At 69.4% G+C, this 14,038-nt stretch carries 14 protein-coding genes and 1 tRNA gene; 9 read left to right on the forward strand and 6 right to left on the reverse strand.

Features of this window, described 5'->3' with window-relative positions:
- Positions 1 to 115: 115 nt before the first annotated feature.
- A complete protein-coding gene (locus CJZ86_RS03780) occupies positions 116 to 556 on the reverse strand; it encodes a peptidylprolyl isomerase (protein ID WP_094584601.1) in 441 nt (146 codons plus the stop codon).
- 49 nt (positions 557 to 605) lie between these two features.
- Here CJZ86_RS03780 and mtnP point away from each other — a divergent pair, with 49 nt between their 5' ends.
- A complete protein-coding gene (mtnP, locus tag CJZ86_RS03785) occupies positions 606 to 1,577 on the forward strand; it encodes an S-methyl-5'-thioadenosine phosphorylase (RefSeq protein ID WP_094584602.1) in 972 nt (323 codons plus the stop codon).
- On the opposite strand, the gene murQ is transcribed toward mtnP, so the two are convergent.
- From murQ to dnaK, 4 genes are read right to left on the reverse strand one after another with little or no spacing between them, the layout of a single operon-like run.
- Entirely contained in the window at positions 1,543 to 2,490 is a 948-nt protein-coding gene (gene murQ, locus CJZ86_RS03790; protein WP_094584603.1) for an N-acetylmuramic acid 6-phosphate etherase, read from the reverse strand. The genes mtnP and murQ overlap by 35 nt on opposite strands.
- Complete coding sequence (locus CJZ86_RS03795) at positions 2,487 to 2,918, reverse strand: DUF3110 domain-containing protein (RefSeq protein WP_233133822.1); 432 nt, start codon at positions 2,916 to 2,918, stop codon at positions 2,487 to 2,489. Before CJZ86_RS03795 ends, murQ begins: the two co-directional genes overlap by 4 nt.
- A gap of 56 nt (positions 2,919 to 2,974) precedes the next feature.
- On the reverse strand, positions 2,975 to 3,919 hold the full coding sequence (locus CJZ86_RS03800) for a DnaJ domain-containing protein (protein WP_094584605.1): 945 nt from the start codon (positions 3,917 to 3,919) through the stop codon (positions 2,975 to 2,977).
- Between the two features lie 5 nt (positions 3,920 to 3,924).
- The gene (gene dnaK, locus CJZ86_RS03805; protein WP_094584606.1) at positions 3,925 to 6,066 is read right to left on the reverse strand and encodes a molecular chaperone DnaK; all 2,142 of its coding nucleotides are present in this window, start codon (positions 6,064 to 6,066) and stop codon (positions 3,925 to 3,927) included.
- A gap of 124 nt (positions 6,067 to 6,190) precedes the next feature.
- Here dnaK and pstC point away from each other — a divergent pair, with 124 nt between their 5' ends.
- From pstC to pstB, 3 genes are read left to right on the forward strand one after another with little or no spacing between them, the layout of a single operon-like run.
- Positions 6,191 to 7,144, forward strand: coding sequence for a phosphate ABC transporter permease subunit PstC (gene pstC, locus CJZ86_RS03810; RefSeq protein ID WP_094584608.1), 954 nt, complete (start codon positions 6,191 to 6,193; stop codon positions 7,142 to 7,144).
- 50 nt (positions 7,145 to 7,194) lie between these two features.
- A complete protein-coding gene (gene pstA / locus CJZ86_RS03815; RefSeq protein ID WP_094584609.1) occupies positions 7,195 to 8,103 on the forward strand; it encodes a phosphate ABC transporter permease PstA in 909 nt (302 codons plus the stop codon).
- A 50-nt stretch (positions 8,104 to 8,153) separates the two neighbouring features.
- Complete coding sequence (pstB, locus tag CJZ86_RS03820) at positions 8,154 to 8,963, forward strand: phosphate ABC transporter ATP-binding protein PstB (RefSeq protein WP_094584610.1); 810 nt, start codon at positions 8,154 to 8,156, stop codon at positions 8,961 to 8,963.
- 138 nt (positions 8,964 to 9,101) lie between these two features.
- On the opposite strand, the gene CJZ86_RS03825 is transcribed toward pstB, so the two are convergent.
- Positions 9,102 to 9,188 (reverse strand) — tRNA-Ser (locus CJZ86_RS03825).
- Positions 9,189 to 9,248: 60 nt separating this feature from the next.
- On the opposite strand from CJZ86_RS03825, the gene CJZ86_RS03830 reads away from it, so the two are divergent.
- The 5 genes from CJZ86_RS03830 (at position 9,249) to htpG (ending at position 14,020) form a co-directional block, all read left to right on the forward strand.
- Positions 9,249 to 9,617: a 2Fe-2S iron-sulfur cluster-binding protein gene (locus CJZ86_RS03830; RefSeq protein WP_094584612.1), complete on the forward strand. Its 369-nt coding sequence runs from the start codon at positions 9,249 to 9,251 to the stop codon at positions 9,615 to 9,617.
- The gene (locus CJZ86_RS03835; RefSeq protein WP_094584613.1) at positions 9,614 to 10,528 is read left to right on the forward strand and encodes an inositol monophosphatase family protein; all 915 of its coding nucleotides are present in this window, start codon (positions 9,614 to 9,616) and stop codon (positions 10,526 to 10,528) included. The genes CJZ86_RS03830 and CJZ86_RS03835 overlap by 4 nt, the downstream gene beginning before the upstream one ends.
- A gap of 41 nt (positions 10,529 to 10,569) precedes the next feature.
- Positions 10,570 to 11,757, forward strand: coding sequence for an ATP phosphoribosyltransferase regulatory subunit (locus CJZ86_RS03840; protein WP_094584615.1), 1,188 nt, complete (start codon positions 10,570 to 10,572; stop codon positions 11,755 to 11,757).
- Between the two features lie 27 nt (positions 11,758 to 11,784).
- Positions 11,785 to 12,012: a ferredoxin family protein gene (locus tag CJZ86_RS03845; RefSeq protein ID WP_094584616.1), complete on the forward strand. Its 228-nt coding sequence runs from the start codon at positions 11,785 to 11,787 to the stop codon at positions 12,010 to 12,012.
- Positions 12,013 to 12,100: 88 nt separating this feature from the next.
- Entirely contained in the window at positions 12,101 to 14,020 is a 1,920-nt protein-coding gene (gene htpG, locus CJZ86_RS03850; RefSeq protein ID WP_094584617.1) for a molecular chaperone HtpG, read from the forward strand.
- The last annotated feature ends 18 nt before the right edge of the window (positions 14,021 to 14,038 follow it).

Consider the following 14,038-nt stretch of genomic DNA (forward strand, 5'->3'; position numbering starts at 1 on the left):
GGACTCAGGGGCCTGGACGCCTGCAGCGCCATCGCATCGATCAGAAAACGTGATCGCCAGGCCAGCCGACGCAGTCGCGCAGCATCGGTGAGGCCTGGCGCGGCCTGGTCCTCGATCAGTCCTCGATCGTCACCTTGCGGATCCGGCTGCCGTTCTTCAGGGCCAGCACCACATCGATGTTCTCGGTGTGGCCGAACACGGTGTGCTGGCCATCCAGGTGGGGCTGGGGACCATGGCACAGGAAGAACTGGCTGCCACCGGTGTTGCGGCCCGCATGGGCCATCGACAGGCTGCCGGCCTTGTGCTTCTGGGCGTTGATCTCGCAGGGAATCGTGTAGCCGGGGCCACCGGTGCCGGCCATGCCGCGGGCACCCTCGCGGCTGTTGGGACAACCTCCCTGGGCCATGAAGCCGTTGATCACCCGGTGGAAGGCCAGGCCGTCATAGAAGCCGTCCTTCGAGAGCTTCACGAAGTTCGCGACGGTACCGGGGGCATCGGCGTCGAACAGATCGATGGTGATCAGTCCGGCGTCGGTGTCCATCAGGGCCTTGGGCACGGTCGAGGAGGCAAACTTCGACTGTATCCGTCCAGGGCACCCCGCATCCATGGCCACCACCGAGCCCCCTTCCCCATCGACCCAGGCCAGCGGTCTGCCGACGTCCGACCTTTCCCGGGCCCGCCTCGGGGTGCTCGGTGGCAGCGGCCTCTATGCCATGGAGGGCCTCGAGGACGTGCGCGAACTGACGGTCGACACCCCCTACGGAGCCCCCTCCGACAGCCTGCGGATCGGCCGGATCGGCGATCTGGAGGTGGTGTTCCTGGCCCGTCACGGCCGTCACCACACCTTCACCCCCAGCGAGGTTCCCTACCGGGCCAACCTCTGGGCCCTGCGCTCCCTCGGCGTTCGCTGGATCCTGTCGGTGTCCGCCGTGGGTTCCCTCCAGGAGAACGTGCGGCCCCTCGACATGGTGGTGCCCGATCAGTTCATCGATCGCACCATGCAGCGGCCGCTCACCTTCTTCGGGGAGGGCCTGGTGGCCCACGTCGGTAATGCCGACCCCTACTGCGCCGTGCTCTCCCGGGTCCTCGGCGACGTCAGCGACAGCCTGATGCCGGAGGGGCGCCAGCTCCACCGCGGCGGCACCTATCTCTGCATGGAGGGGCCGGCTTTCTCCACCCGGGCGGAATCCGAGCTCTACCGCTCCTGGGGCTGCACGGTGATCGGCATGACCAACCACACCGAGGCACGGCTGGCCCGGGAGGCGGAGATGGCCTACGCCACCCTGGCGATGGTCACCGACTACGACTGCTGGCATGCGATGCATGACGCCGTCACCGTCGAGCTGGTGATCGACAACCTGCGGGCCAATGCGGCCCTCGCCCAGCAGATCGTGCGGCTGGCCGCCGAACGGGTGCAGGCCCTGCGGCCCCCCAGCCCGGCCCACCAGGCCCTGCGCGATGCCCTGATGACGCCGGCCGCCCAGGTGCCGCCGGCCACCCGGCGCCGCACCGAGCTGTTCACCGCCCCCTACTGGGGACCGTTCAGCGAAGAGGGGGCGACGACGGCGGCAGGCTGACCCCGAGGGCTTCGAGGCACTGGCGCAGGCCGGGGCCGTGGCTCTCCAGGGCCGCACGGGCCGCCCCGGTCTCCAGGCCGGAGGCGGCCATCAGCAGCGCCAGCCGCACCGACCCCCCGGCCTGCTCCAGCAGGCCCAGTCCCTGCTCGCGGGGAACGCCGGCCAGATCCCGCAGGATGCGCAGGGCCCGGTCCTCCAGCTTGCTGTTGGTGACGGCCACATCCACCATCCGGTTACCGAAGACCTTGCCCAGGCGCACCATCACGCCGGTGGAGAGGATGTTGAGCGCCATCTTGGTGGCGGTGCCCGCCTTGAGCCGGGTGGAGCCGGTCAGCAGTTCCGGCCCGGTCAGCAGGCGGATGTCGATGTCGCAGGGCATCGGCACCTGCTGGGCGGGCACGCAGGCCATGGCCACGGTGAGGGCCCCGATCGCCTGGCCGTGGGCCAGTCCCCCCAGCACGTAGGGGGTGGTGCCGCCGGCGGCGATGCCCACCAGGGCATCATGCGGGCCGAAGCCCCGCTGGATGAGGTCGTCGCGGCCCGCCTCCAGCAGGTCTTCGAGCCCTTCGGAGCTGCGCAGCAGGGCCGCGGCTCCACCCGCGAGCACGCCCTGCACCAGCTCCGGGGGACTGCAGAAGGTGGGCGGACACTCCGCCGCATCCAGCACCCCGAGCCGTCCCGAGGTCCCCGCCCCCAGGTAGAAGAGGCGCCCGCCCCGCGCCAGGCGTGCCGCGATGGCGTCGATGGCGGCCGTCAGGGCCGGCGCGGCGGCGGCCACCGCCTGCTGGGGCAGCAGGTCGTTGGCACAGAACAGCTCCACCAGGCTTGCCGTCGGCAGCTGGTCGAGGGTCTCGCTGGCGGGGTTGGGCCGCTCGGTGAGCAGGTGGCCCCTGTCGTCGCCGGTGCCGCTCAAAGCAGACCTTCGAGGCGACGGCGGAAGGCCTCCAGCTCCGCATCGCCGGCGGGGCCATGGGGGTCCTCCACCTCGGCGGCCGTCGGCTCCTCCTTCCAGCCCGTCACTTCCATGTTGCGTTCGGGCGGGGCGAGCAGCAGACGCTCCTCCTCGCTCTCGGGCATGAAGCCGGCGGGGACGAAGCGGGCCTCGTAGCCCGCCTCGGCGCAGAAATCCTCCAGATCCTGGCGATTGAGGGCCTCAACGCAGGGCACCGGAAAGTCCTGGGCCTCAAGCAGCCCGGCGTAGCGCTCAGCGTCGTCGGGGTTCTCAAACAACAGAACCACCGTGCGGCCGCCGAGCTCGAGCGAGTGGATGCCTTCCTGGTCACTGCCCGGATCGAACAGCAGGACATGCACCGGGTTGGGTGGGAGACCGCCGTCTGTCACATCGTCAGGGGTGGGGCGCAGGCCAGTGTCTCATCCGTTGGCGGTCGATGGGCGGTTCAGTCCCCGTCCCTGGGGCCGTTCTGCTCCCGGTCCAGCTCCCGCAGGCGCCTGAACAGGGCCTCCTCCGCCTCCGTCGGCCGCTCCGGAACGAGGATCCTCACCTCCACCAGCTGGTCGCCCCGCTGGTCCCCCTGGCGCTGCCCCCGCTGCCGCAGCCGCAGCAGCCGGCCGCTGGAGGATCCGGGAGGCACCCGCAGCCGCACGGGGCCCTCCAGGGTGGGCACCACCGCCTGGCAGCCGAGGGCGGCATCGGCGGGGTGGAGATCGAGCTGGTAATGCACCCGCAGGCCGTCGATGCGCAGGCCCTCCTCGGTGCGCACCCGCAGCTGCAGGAAGTGGTCGGCCCCGCCGGCCGCCACCCCGGCCAGCCGCAGCCGCCAGCCATCGCCCGCCAGAGGCGGCGTCCAGACCTCCACCACCGTGCCGTCGCGCAGCTCCAGCTCCAGCCGCTGTCCGCTGAGGGCCTGCTCCGGGGTGAGGGTCACGAGGGTCTCCTCGTCGGTGGCGGCCATCACCGGTGGCGGTGAGGCCGGCGCCGTTGCCACCTCGCCGGCCGCGGCGGGCTCCTCCTCGACGGGCTCCTCCTCCCAGTCGCGAGGGCTGCGGCGCTCCTGGCCGAACAGCTCCGCCAGGTAGTCCTCGAAGCGGGGAAAGCCTGAGGCGAAGGGGTCGCTGTCGAGCCCGGCGCTGTCCTGACCCTCCCCGGCCTCCCAGGCCCGGCGGCGGACCGGATCGGAGAGCACCGCGTAGGCCTCGTTGACCTCCTTGAAGCGGGCCTCCGCCACCGGGTCGTTGCCGTTGAGGTCCGGGTGCCAGCGGCGGGCCTGCTGGCGGAAGGCCCGCTTGATGCCGGCGGCGTCGGCGCCCGGTGCCAGGCCGAGCACCTGCCAGTGATCACGGGCGGCGCTGGCCACCGGGTCCGAGGTGGGGGACTGGCTCACGACCCTCAGCCGTCGGCCCAGGGATCGTCCTGGTCGTAGCGGCCGCCGCGGCGTGGGCGGTGCCGTTCGCCGGAGACCTCACGGTCGTAGGACTCCTGACGATCCCAGGAGCGTCCGTTGTCCCAGCGGCGGGAGTCGTCGTCGTAGCCGGCCTCCCGCTCGGCGAAGCGGCCAAGGGGGTAGGGATCCCGCTGCAGCGGCCGGGGCGGGCTCGACCAGGGGTCGGAGCGGCCCGATCCGCCCCAGTCGTCCCAGTCGTCGTCGGAGAAGAGTTCGTCCTTGAGGGACCCCAGGGTGTTCTTGAGACCCTGGAGCGGGCCGCTCTCCGCCCGCCGTTCCCCCAGCAGGCGCCTGTTGAGGCCGAACAGGGCCTCCTGCAGCTGGCTCACGGCCAGTTCGAGGTCGGCGGGGTCCTCCTGGGCCAGCAGGTCCTGCACATCGCGCAGGGACAGCTCCACGGCGCGCTGCTGGCGGTCGGCACCGGCGGGGCCCAGCTCCAGGGCGGCATCCCGCAGCCGCCGCTCGGCCTGGGCCACCAGGGTCTGGGCGCGGTTGCGGCGGTCGATGACGGCCCGCTTGCGGCGATCCTCCACCGACTTGCGCTCCGCCTCCTCCAGCAACTTGTTGATCTCCTCCTCGCTGAGGTTCGAGCCCCCCTGGATCGAGACGCTCTGCTGGCGCCCGGTGGTGCGGTCGGTGGCGGACACCTGCAGCAGGCCGTTGGCATCGATGTCGAAGGACACCTGCACCTGGGGCACGCCGCGCGGGGCCGGCGGGATGCCGGAGAGGCGGAAGCGGCCGAGGGACTTGTTGTCGGCAGCCATCTGCCGCTCCCCCTGCAGCACATGGATCTCCACCGACGACTGATTGGCCTCCGAGGTGCTGAACAGATCCGACTTGCGCACCGGAATCGGGGTGTTGCGGGGAATCAGCACCTTCATGACCCCACCGATCGTCTCCAGCCCGAGGGAGAGGGGGGTGACGTCGTTGAGCATCAGGTCGCGCAGCTCGCCGGTGAGGATGCCGGCCTGCACCGCCGCGCCGATCGCCACCACCTCGTCGGGGTTGACCGACTGGCAGGGCTCCCGCGGAATCAGGGTGCGCACCATCTCCTGCACCATCGGCATGCGGGTGGAACCGCCCACGAGAACGACATCGTCGATGGCGTCGGCACTCAGGCCCGAATCCCGCAGGGCCCGCTGGACCGGGCGCAGCAGCCGGTCGAGCAGGTCGGGGCAGAGGCCTTCGAACGTGCCCCGCTCCAGGGTGGTCTCGATGTGGAGGGGGCCGTCGGGTCCGGTGGCGATGAAGGGCAGCGACAGCGGCGTGCTCTGCACGCCCGAGAGCTCCTGCTTGGCCTTCTCGGCGGCCTCGGTGAGCCGCTGCAGGGCCTGGCGGTCGCGGCGCAGGTCGATGCCGTGCTCGGCGAGGAAGGCCTCGGCCACCCAGTCGACGATGCGGCGGTCCCAGTCGTTGCCGCCCAGCTGGGTGTCGCCGCTGGTGGCCATCACGTCGAAGACGCCGTTGGCGATGCGCAGCACGGACACATCGAAGGTGCCACCGCCCAGGTCGAACACCAGCACCCGCTTGACCGTGCTGCGATCGAAGCCGTAGGCAAGCGCCGCCGCGGTGGGTTCGTTGAGGATCCGCTCCACCGTGATGCCCGCCAGGCGACCGGCGTCGCGGGTGGCCTGGCGCTGGGCATCGTTGAAGTAGGCCGGCACCGTGATCACGGCCGCCTCCACCGCTTCGCCCAGGTAGGTGGTGGCGTCGTCGACCAGCTTGCGCAGGATCGAGGCCACCAGCTCCTCGGGGGCGTACTCCCGCTCCGTGGCGGGGCAGATCACACGCACGTTGCCCTGGTCGTTGGCGCGCACGCTGTAGGGCACGCCCAGGCTGCCCTCGTCGAGTTCGTCCCAGCTGCGGCCGACGAAGCGCTTGAGGTTGGCGAAGGTGTTGCGGGGATTGAGCACCAACTGGCGCCGGGCCAGCTGGCCCACCAGCAGCTCCTGGTCACGGCTGAACCCCACCACCGAAGGGGTGGTGCGCCCCCCTTCCGCATTGGCGATGACCTGGGGCCTGCCGCCTTCGAGCACGGCCACCACCGAATTGGTGGTGCCCAGATCGATGCCGACGATGCGCCCCATGGAAGTCCTGATGGCGGCCCAACGCTACCGGAGCCCGTCGACCGTTAAACCGAGCTTAAACGGGCCGACTGAAACTCGTGCTGAGATCAGGTGCAACGTCCATGCCGACCGGCATCATTGCTGCATGAGGAGCACCCCCTCCACCGACGCGTTCACCCTCAGACGGCGGCCACCCCAGGAGAAGCTGGTCGACATCGGCTTCCGCCAGCTCACCCTCGTGCTGGCCGCCTCGGTGGGGGTCGTCCTTGTGGCGATCTTCGTGACGGTGTTCAGCGGCGCCAAGGAGGCCATGGCCACCTTCGGCCTCAGGTTCCTGACCACCTCCGCCTGGGACCCCGTCAACGAGGACTACGGGGCCCTGATCGCCATCTACGGCACCCTCGTCACTTCGATCCTCTCCCTGCTCATCGCCGTGCCCATCGGTCTGGGAACGGCGATTTTCATCACCGAGGACCTGCTCCCCCGTGGCGTCAGGGATCTGATCGGCCTGATGGTGGAACTGCTTGCCGCCATTCCCTCGGTGGTGCTCGGTCTGTGGGCCATCTTCGTGATGGAGCCGGCGATCCGCCCCTTCCTTGGCTTTCTCCACTCCACCCTGGGCTGGACACCGTTCTTCGCCACCGCACCCCAGGGTCCCGGCACGGCGCCGGCGATCCTGATCCTGGTGGTGATGGTGCTGCCGATCATCACCGCCATCTCGCGTGATGCCCTCAACCAGGTGCCGATCGAGCTGCGCCAGGGGGCCTATGGGGTGGGCACCACCCGCTGGGGCGCCATCTTCAACGTCATCCTGCCGGCCGCCGTCTCCTCCATCATGGGCGGCGTGATGCTCTCCCTCGGCCGGGCCATGGGCGAGACGATGGCGGTGACGATGATCATCGGCAACTCCCTCAATTTCAGCGTCTCGCTCCTGGCCCCGGGCAACACCATTTCCTCGATGCTGGCCAACCAGTTCGGCGAAGCGGATGGCATCCAGGTCTCTGCCCTGATGTACGCGGCCGTCGTGCTGATGATCCTCACCTTCGTCGTCAACGTGATGGCCCAGTGGATCGTGCGGCGCCTGAGCCTGCGCTACTGAGCCGCAACCCTTCCGATCCCACCCACCCGCGTTCACGACGTTCCCTGGCCATGTCCGTCTCGACTCCGCCGACGACCCGTCACTTCACGGAACGGCTCACCCTCCATTACGACCCGTCCCTGAAGCGCAACCGCTTCAACCAGATCGCCACCGCCATCGCCGGATTCTTCGCGGTGGTCGCGGTGATTCCCCTGTTCCTGGTGATCATCTACGTGTTGTTCCAGGGGGGGCGGCTGCTCAGCCTTCAACTGCTGACGGAACTGCCCCCGGCCCCCGGCCTTGAAGGCGGCGGCATCGGCAACGCCATCCTGGGCACCATCGTGGTGACCCTGGTCGCCTCCCTGATCGCCATTCCGGTGGGGGTGGGGGGCGGTGTCTACCTCTCGGAATATGCCCAGAACGGCTGGTTCTCCCGCTTCGTGCGCTTCGGCAACGACGTGCTGGCCGGGGTGCCCTCGATCATCTGCGGCGTGTTCATCTATTCCCTGATCGTCGCCACCCGGATCTTCTTCGACCAGAGCTTCAGCGCCATGGCCGGCGGCATCGCCCTCTCGGTGCTGATGCTTCCCACCGTGATCAAGACCACCTACGAGGGCCTGCTGCTGGTGCCGCAGGAACTGCGCTGGGGGGCTTACGGCGTCGGCGCCTCCCGCTTCGTGACCATCACCAGGATCACCCTGCCGGCCGCCTTCACCCCCATCGCCACCGGGGTGGTGCTGGGGATCGCCAGGGCCGCCGGCGAAACGGCTCCGCTGATCTTCACCGCCCTGTTCTCCCCCTTCTGGCCCGAGGGGCTGTTCAATCCGATCGCCACCATGTCGGTGTTGATCTTCAACTTCGCGATCATGCCCTATGAGGCCCAGAACGAGCTGGCCTGGGCCGCCTCCTTCGTGCTGGTGATCATGATTCTCGGCGCCAACCTGCTGGCCCGCTGGATCAGCCGGGTGTCGCGCACCTGACGTCCTCTCCTTCCCCATCCCCTCCGGCTCCGTCTCACCCCATCCCTGACATGACTGCTTCCCCTTCCTCCACCGTGGCCAGCGACGTCTGCATGTCCCTGCAGGACGTCACCATCTCCTACGGCAGCTTCGAGGCGGTCAAGAACGTCTACATGGATCTGCCCAAGGGCAAGGTGACCGCCTTCATCGGACCCTCGGGCTGCGGCAAGAGCACGGTGCTGCGGGCTCTCAACCGCATGAATGACCTGATTCCAGGCTGCAGCCTCAAGGGCCGGGTGATCTTCGATCAGCACGATCTCTACGACAGGCGGGTGGATCCGGTGGAGGTGAGACGGCGCATCGGCATGGTCTTCCAGAAACCCAATCCCTTCCCCAAGTCGATCTACGAAAACATCGCCTTCGGTGCCCGGATCAACGGCTACAAGGGCGACATGGACGAACTGGTGGAGCGTTCCCTGCGCAAGGCGGCCGTCTGGGACGAGTGCAAGGACAAGCTCAAGGAAAGCGGTTTCTCCCTCTCCGGCGGCCAGCAGCAGCGCCTCTGCATCGCCCGGGCCATCGCCACCGAACCGGAGGTGATCCTGATGGACGAACCCTGCTCGGCCCTCGATCCGATCTCGACCCTCAAGATCGAGGAGACGATGCACGAACTGAAGCGCAGCTACACCATCATGATCGTCACCCACAACATGCAGCAGGCGGTGCGTGTCGCCGACATGACGGCCTTTTTCAATGCCGAGGCCGTTGAAGGTGGCACCGGCAAGGTGGGCTATCTGGTGGAATTCAACGAGACCGAGAACATCTTCAACTCCCCCAGCCAGCAGTCGACCCTCGACTACGTCAGCGGACGCTTCGGCTGAACCCCCGATGCGGGGAGGCGGCATCAGCAAACCAACCCAGACATCCCGCTCGCTGCCAGGGCTGGCGGGATTTTCCTGTGTCGACTCCTGTAGCGAAGGGCGAAAAAAAAGCCGGCCCTGGGGACCGGCTTCATCAAACGGAGAGGGAGGGATTCGAACCCTCGATAGAGTTGCCCCTATACAGCATTTCCAGTGCTGCGCCTTCGACCACTCGGCCACCTCTCCAGCGGCGAAATGGGGCAGATGGCAATGTAGCAGGGGCTGCACCACGCCCCCCAGCGCCCCATGACCCGCACCCACCCGATCACGGTCCACTGGCGACAGACCAACCGTGTCATCCGTCTCGACGTTCCGGAAGGGGAGTACATCCTGCGCAGCTTCGAGGCCCAGGGAGAGCCGCTGCCCTTCAGCTGCCGCAACGGCTGCTGCACCGCCTGCGCCGTGCGGGTGCTGGATGGAAGCATCGACCAGCGGGAGGCCCTCGGCCTCTCGAAGCAGCTGCGCGAGGAGGGCTACGGCCTGCTGTGCGTGGCCCGGGCCACCGGCCCCCTGGAGGTGGAGACCCAGGACGAGGACGAGGTCTACGACCGCCAGTTCGGCCGTTTCTTCGCCCGCGGTCTGGTGCGTCCCGGCCTGCCCCTGGACGACGAATGAGCTCCCTCTGCCAACGGGCCCTGGAGGGGTCCGGCCTTGATGCCCCCGAGCTGGAGCGGCTCCTGCAGGTGGCCCGTGAAGCAGCGGAAGCCGGCGGCCGTGAACTCCGGCGCCACTTCGGCCGGCTGGAGCAGGTGAAGGAGAAGGGCACGGCGGGCAACCTTGTCACCGAAGCGGATCTGGCGGCCGAGGCGGCCGTGCTGGCGGTCCTGGCGGCCGGAAGCCCCACCGTGGCCGTGCTGGCGGAGGAAAGTGGCCAGCTCGCCGGCCAGGGGGATCTGCTCTGGTGCGTCGACCCCCTCGACGGCACCACCAACTACGCCCACGGCTTCCCGTTCTTCGGCACCTCCGTGGGGCTGAGCTGGCGGGGCCTGCCCCTGCTCGGCGCCCTGGAGGTGCCGGTGCTGGAGGAGCACTACTGGGCCGCCCCGGGTCGGGGGGCCTGGTGCAACGGCCGCCGGCTGAGCGTCAGTGACTGCCGCGCCCTGGCCGACTCCCTGCTCGCCACCGGGTTCTCGTACGACCGGGTGCGGCGCCTCGACAACAACTACGCCGAGTTCGCCTGGTTCACCCACCGCAGCCACGGGGTGCGCCGGGCAGGGGCAGCGGCGGTCGATCTGGCCTTCGTCGCCGCCGGCCGGGTCGATGGCTACTGGGAGCGGGGCCTCTCCCCCTGGGACCTGGTGGCCGGCGTGGTGCTGGTGGAGGAGGCCGGTGGGCAGGTCTGCGCCTATGACGGCGGTCCCCTCGACCTGGCCGACGGACGGGTGATCGCCTGCACCCCCGCCCTGCGTCAGCCCCTGATCGAGGGACTGGCCCAGTGCCGTCCCCTCACCGGGGCCAGCTTCGGCGCCCCGGAGCTGGATGCCACCGCCGGAGACCCGGCCGGCGGCGCGGCCGACGCTCCATAGGATCCGCCCCTCCCCACCCCACCGCCCGAGCTTTCCCCTCCATGGCCCTCCAACCTGCCGCCGGCGCCCGGGACCTGAACCCGGGTCAGGTGGACAGCAACCGGCGACTCTGCGACCTGCTGGCCACGGTGTACCGCCTCTGGGGGTACCAGGAGGTGGCACCGCCCACGATCGAGCGGCTCGACACCCTCGAGGCCGGCGGCGCCATTGCCGAACGGGAGCTCGTGCGGCTGGCGGCCGATGAGCCCCTCGGCCTGCGGCCGGAGCTCACCGCTCCGATCGCCCGGGCCGCCAGCACCCGCATGCTCGGCCGCCCCCGCCCCCTGCGGCTCTGGGCCAGCGGCACCACCTTCCGCAGCTTCATCGGCGACGGCGGCGGTCAGCGGATCAGCGAACAGCTGCAGAGCGGGGTGGAGCTGCTCGGCGAGCCCTCCCCTGCCGCCGACACGGAACTGCTGCATCTGCTGCTGGCCGCCGTGGCTACCCTGGGGCTCGCCTCTGAGCACCGCCCCACCCTGCTGGTGGGCCACCACGGCCTGCTCAGCGCCCTGCTGAGCCAGGTGCCGGCGGAGCAGCGCTCCGCGGCCCGCCATGCCCTCACCGACTTCGATCCCCTCGCCCTCGCCGCCCTCTCCCTGCCCGACAGCCAGCGCCAGCGGCTGATGGCCCTGATCGGCCTGCGGGGTGAGCCGGTGCGGGTGCTCTACCAGCTGGAGCAGTGGCTCGGACCGGTGCCGCTGCTGGAGTCCCTCGCCGCCACCCTGGCCAGCGTCCAGGAACCGGCCGACGTCCTGGGGGTGCGGGTGCAGCTGGATCCCACCTTCCAGCCCCACTTCGATCTCTACGACGGGCTGGTGTTCAAGCTCGTCTGCCAGGGCAGCGATGCCCCGGTGGCGATCGCCAGCGGCGGCCGCTACGACGGTCTGGTGGGCCGCTTCTGCAGCGACGTCGCCCAGGCGGCCGGCACCGGCTTCGGCTTCGACGTGGAAGCCATCCGGGATCTGCTCGATTCGGCGACGACCGCCACGGCCGCCGTGGAGCCCCCGGGTCCGTGGCTGGTGGCCAGCGCCACCGCCGCCGGCCTCGGGGCGGCCCTGCGCCGCATGGCGGAACTGCACGGCGGCGGCGAGGCCGCCGAACTCTGCACCCAGCCCTGCGCCGACCAGGCGGCGGCGGACCGGCTGGCGGCGGAACGGGGCTGCCGCGGTGCCCTGTGGCTGGCTGCCTAGGATCCGGCCGCTCGCTCTTTCGCGTCGATGGCCCATTCGATCGTCACCAACGTCTGTGAGGGCGTGGCCGACTGCGTCGACGCCTGCCCTGTGGCCTGCATCCACCCCGGCCAGGGTGCGAACAGCAAGGGCACGGCCTTCTACTGGATCGACTTCGACACCTGCATCGACTGCGGCATCTGCCTGCAGGTGTGTCCGGTGGCGGGGGCGATCCTGCCCGAGGAGCGGCCCGACCTGCAGAAGCCCGGCGGCTGATGTCCCCCTGGTTCGGGGACCCCACCCTCACCGGTCTTGAGCCGCCGGGCACCCCCACCTAGGTTCAGGGCGATTCTTCTCTTTCGCCATGACGGTGCTGGAACAGGGCCAGATTCAGATCCACACCGAGAACATCTTCCCGATCATCAAGAAGGCCGTCTATTCCGGCCATGAGGTGTTCCTCCGGGAACTGGTGAGCAACGGCGTCGATGCCATCAGCAAGCGGCGCATGGCCGCCATGGCCGGCGACTGCAGCGAAGGGGATGAGGGAACGATCTCCATCCGCATCGACCGGGAAGCCAAGACCCTCACCATCAGTGACAACGGCATCGGCATGACCGCCGATGAGGTGAAGCGCTACATCAACCAGGTGGCCTTCTCCAGCGCCGAAGACTTCCTCGAGAAATACAAGAGCGAGAGCGACGCCATCATCGGCCACTTCGGCCTGGGCTTCTATTCCAGCTTCATGGTGGCCTCCCGGGTGGAGCTGGTCAGCCTCAGCGCCAGGCCCCAGGCCGAGGCGGTGCGCTGGAGCTGTGACGGCTCGCCCAACTTCAGTCTTGAAGGGGCGGAACGGTCCGAACCCGGCACCGACGTGATCCTGCATCTGATGGAGGAGGAGCTGGAGTACATCGAGCCCTCCAGGATCCGCACCCTGATCACCACCTACTGCGACTTCCTGCCGGTGGCGGTGCAGCTGGACGGCGAAACCGTCAACAAGCGGGAGGCCCCCTGGCGCAAGAGCCCCCGGGATCTGGGCGACGACGACTACATCACCCTCTACCGCTATCTCTACCCCTTCCAGGGGGATCCCCTGCTCTGGGTGCATCTCAGCACCGACTACCCCTACAACCTGCAGGGCATTCTCTATTTCCCCAGGATCACCGGGCGGGCCGACTGGGAGAAGGGTGAGATCCGCCTCTACTGCAACCAGGTGTTCGTCAGCGATTCGATCAAGGAGGTGGTGCCCCGCTACCTGCTGCCCCTGCGCGGCGTGATCGATTCGCCCGACATCCCGCTCAACGTGAGCCGCAGCGCCCTGCAGACCGACCGCCGGGTGCGCTCGATCGGTGGCTTCGTGGCCAAGAAGGTGGGCGACCGGCTCAAGGAACTGCACCGCGACGAGCCGGCCCGCTACGCCGAGATCTGGGATTCCCTGGCCCCCTTCATCAAGATCGGCGCCATGGAGGACGACAAGTTCGCCGACCAGGTGGCCGACCTGATCCTGTTCGGCACCACCGCGGCGGCCAGCGAGCCGTCGGCGGAGGGGGAGGCGGAGGTGGCCCCCGATCCCGTCGCCACCGACGGCCGCACCTACACCACCCTGGCCGGCTACCGCAGCCGGCTGCCGGCCGACAACGCCACCCGCATCCTCTACTGCACCGATGAGGCCGGTCAGGCCGGGGCCCTGGCCCTCTGGAAGGGGCAGGGGGCCGAGGTGCTGCTCGCCGACACCCTGATCGATTCCCAGTTCATCCCCTGGCTGGAGGCCCGCCACGGTGACCTCCGCTTCCAGCGGGTCGACGCCGAACTCGATGACAGCCTGCATGAGCCGGAGAGCGAGCTGGCGGATGCCGACGGCGTCGACAACGGCGAGAAGCTGCGGGGTCTGTTCAAGGCCGCCCTCGCCAACGACAAGATCACCGTCCAGGTGCAGTCGCTGAAGGGAGAGGGTTCCCCGGCCGCCCTGATCCTGCTGCCTGAGCAGATGCGCCGCCTCAACGACATGGGGGCCTTGATGGAGCAGCGGCTGCCGGGTCTGCCCGACCACCACGTGCTGCTGGTCAACCGCCGTCATCCCCTTGTGGAGGGCCTGCTGAAGCTGTCCTCCGGTGCCGTGATCACCGGCGGCGGCAGTTCCCCCAGCCTCCAGCTGGCCGAGGATCTGAGTCGCCACGTCTACGAGATGGCACGCCTGGCCGTGGGGGGCCTGGAACCCAACCAGCTGGCAGGCTTCCAGCAGCGCAGTGCCGACCTGATGGGACAGCTGATGCAGCGCGGCCTGTGAGGCCGGCGGGTCTGGCGG

It is taken from the genome of Synechococcus sp. BO 8801 (genome assembly GCF_002252675.1).
GTDB lineage: Bacteria > Cyanobacteriota > Cyanobacteriia > PCC-6307 > Cyanobiaceae > Cyanobium.

Coding starts and splice junctions, on each gene's coding strand:
- CJZ86_RS03845 (WP_094584616.1), top strand. CDS start 11,785: ATGGCCCATTCGATCGTCACCAACGTCTGTGAGGGCGTGGCCGACTGC.
- htpG (WP_094584617.1), top strand. CDS start 12,101: ATGACGGTGCTGGAACAGGGCCAGATTCAGATCCACACCGAGAACATC.
- CJZ86_RS03830 (WP_094584612.1), top strand. CDS start 9,249: ATGACCCGCACCCACCCGATCACGGTCCACTGGCGACAGACCAACCGT.
- pstA (WP_094584609.1), top strand. CDS start 7,195: ATGTCCGTCTCGACTCCGCCGACGACCCGTCACTTCACGGAACGGCTC.
- dnaK (WP_094584606.1), bottom strand. CDS start 6,066: ATGGGGCGCATCGTCGGCATCGATCTGGGCACCACCAATTCGGTGGTG.
- mtnP (WP_094584602.1), top strand. CDS start 606: ATGGCCACCACCGAGCCCCCTTCCCCATCGACCCAGGCCAGCGGTCTG.
- CJZ86_RS03835 (WP_094584613.1), top strand. CDS start 9,614: ATGAGCTCCCTCTGCCAACGGGCCCTGGAGGGGTCCGGCCTTGATGCC.
- pstB (WP_094584610.1), top strand. CDS start 8,154: ATGACTGCTTCCCCTTCCTCCACCGTGGCCAGCGACGTCTGCATGTCC.
- pstC (WP_094584608.1), top strand. CDS start 6,191: ATGAGGAGCACCCCCTCCACCGACGCGTTCACCCTCAGACGGCGGCCA.
- CJZ86_RS03840 (WP_094584615.1), top strand. CDS start 10,570: ATGGCCCTCCAACCTGCCGCCGGCGCCCGGGACCTGAACCCGGGTCAG.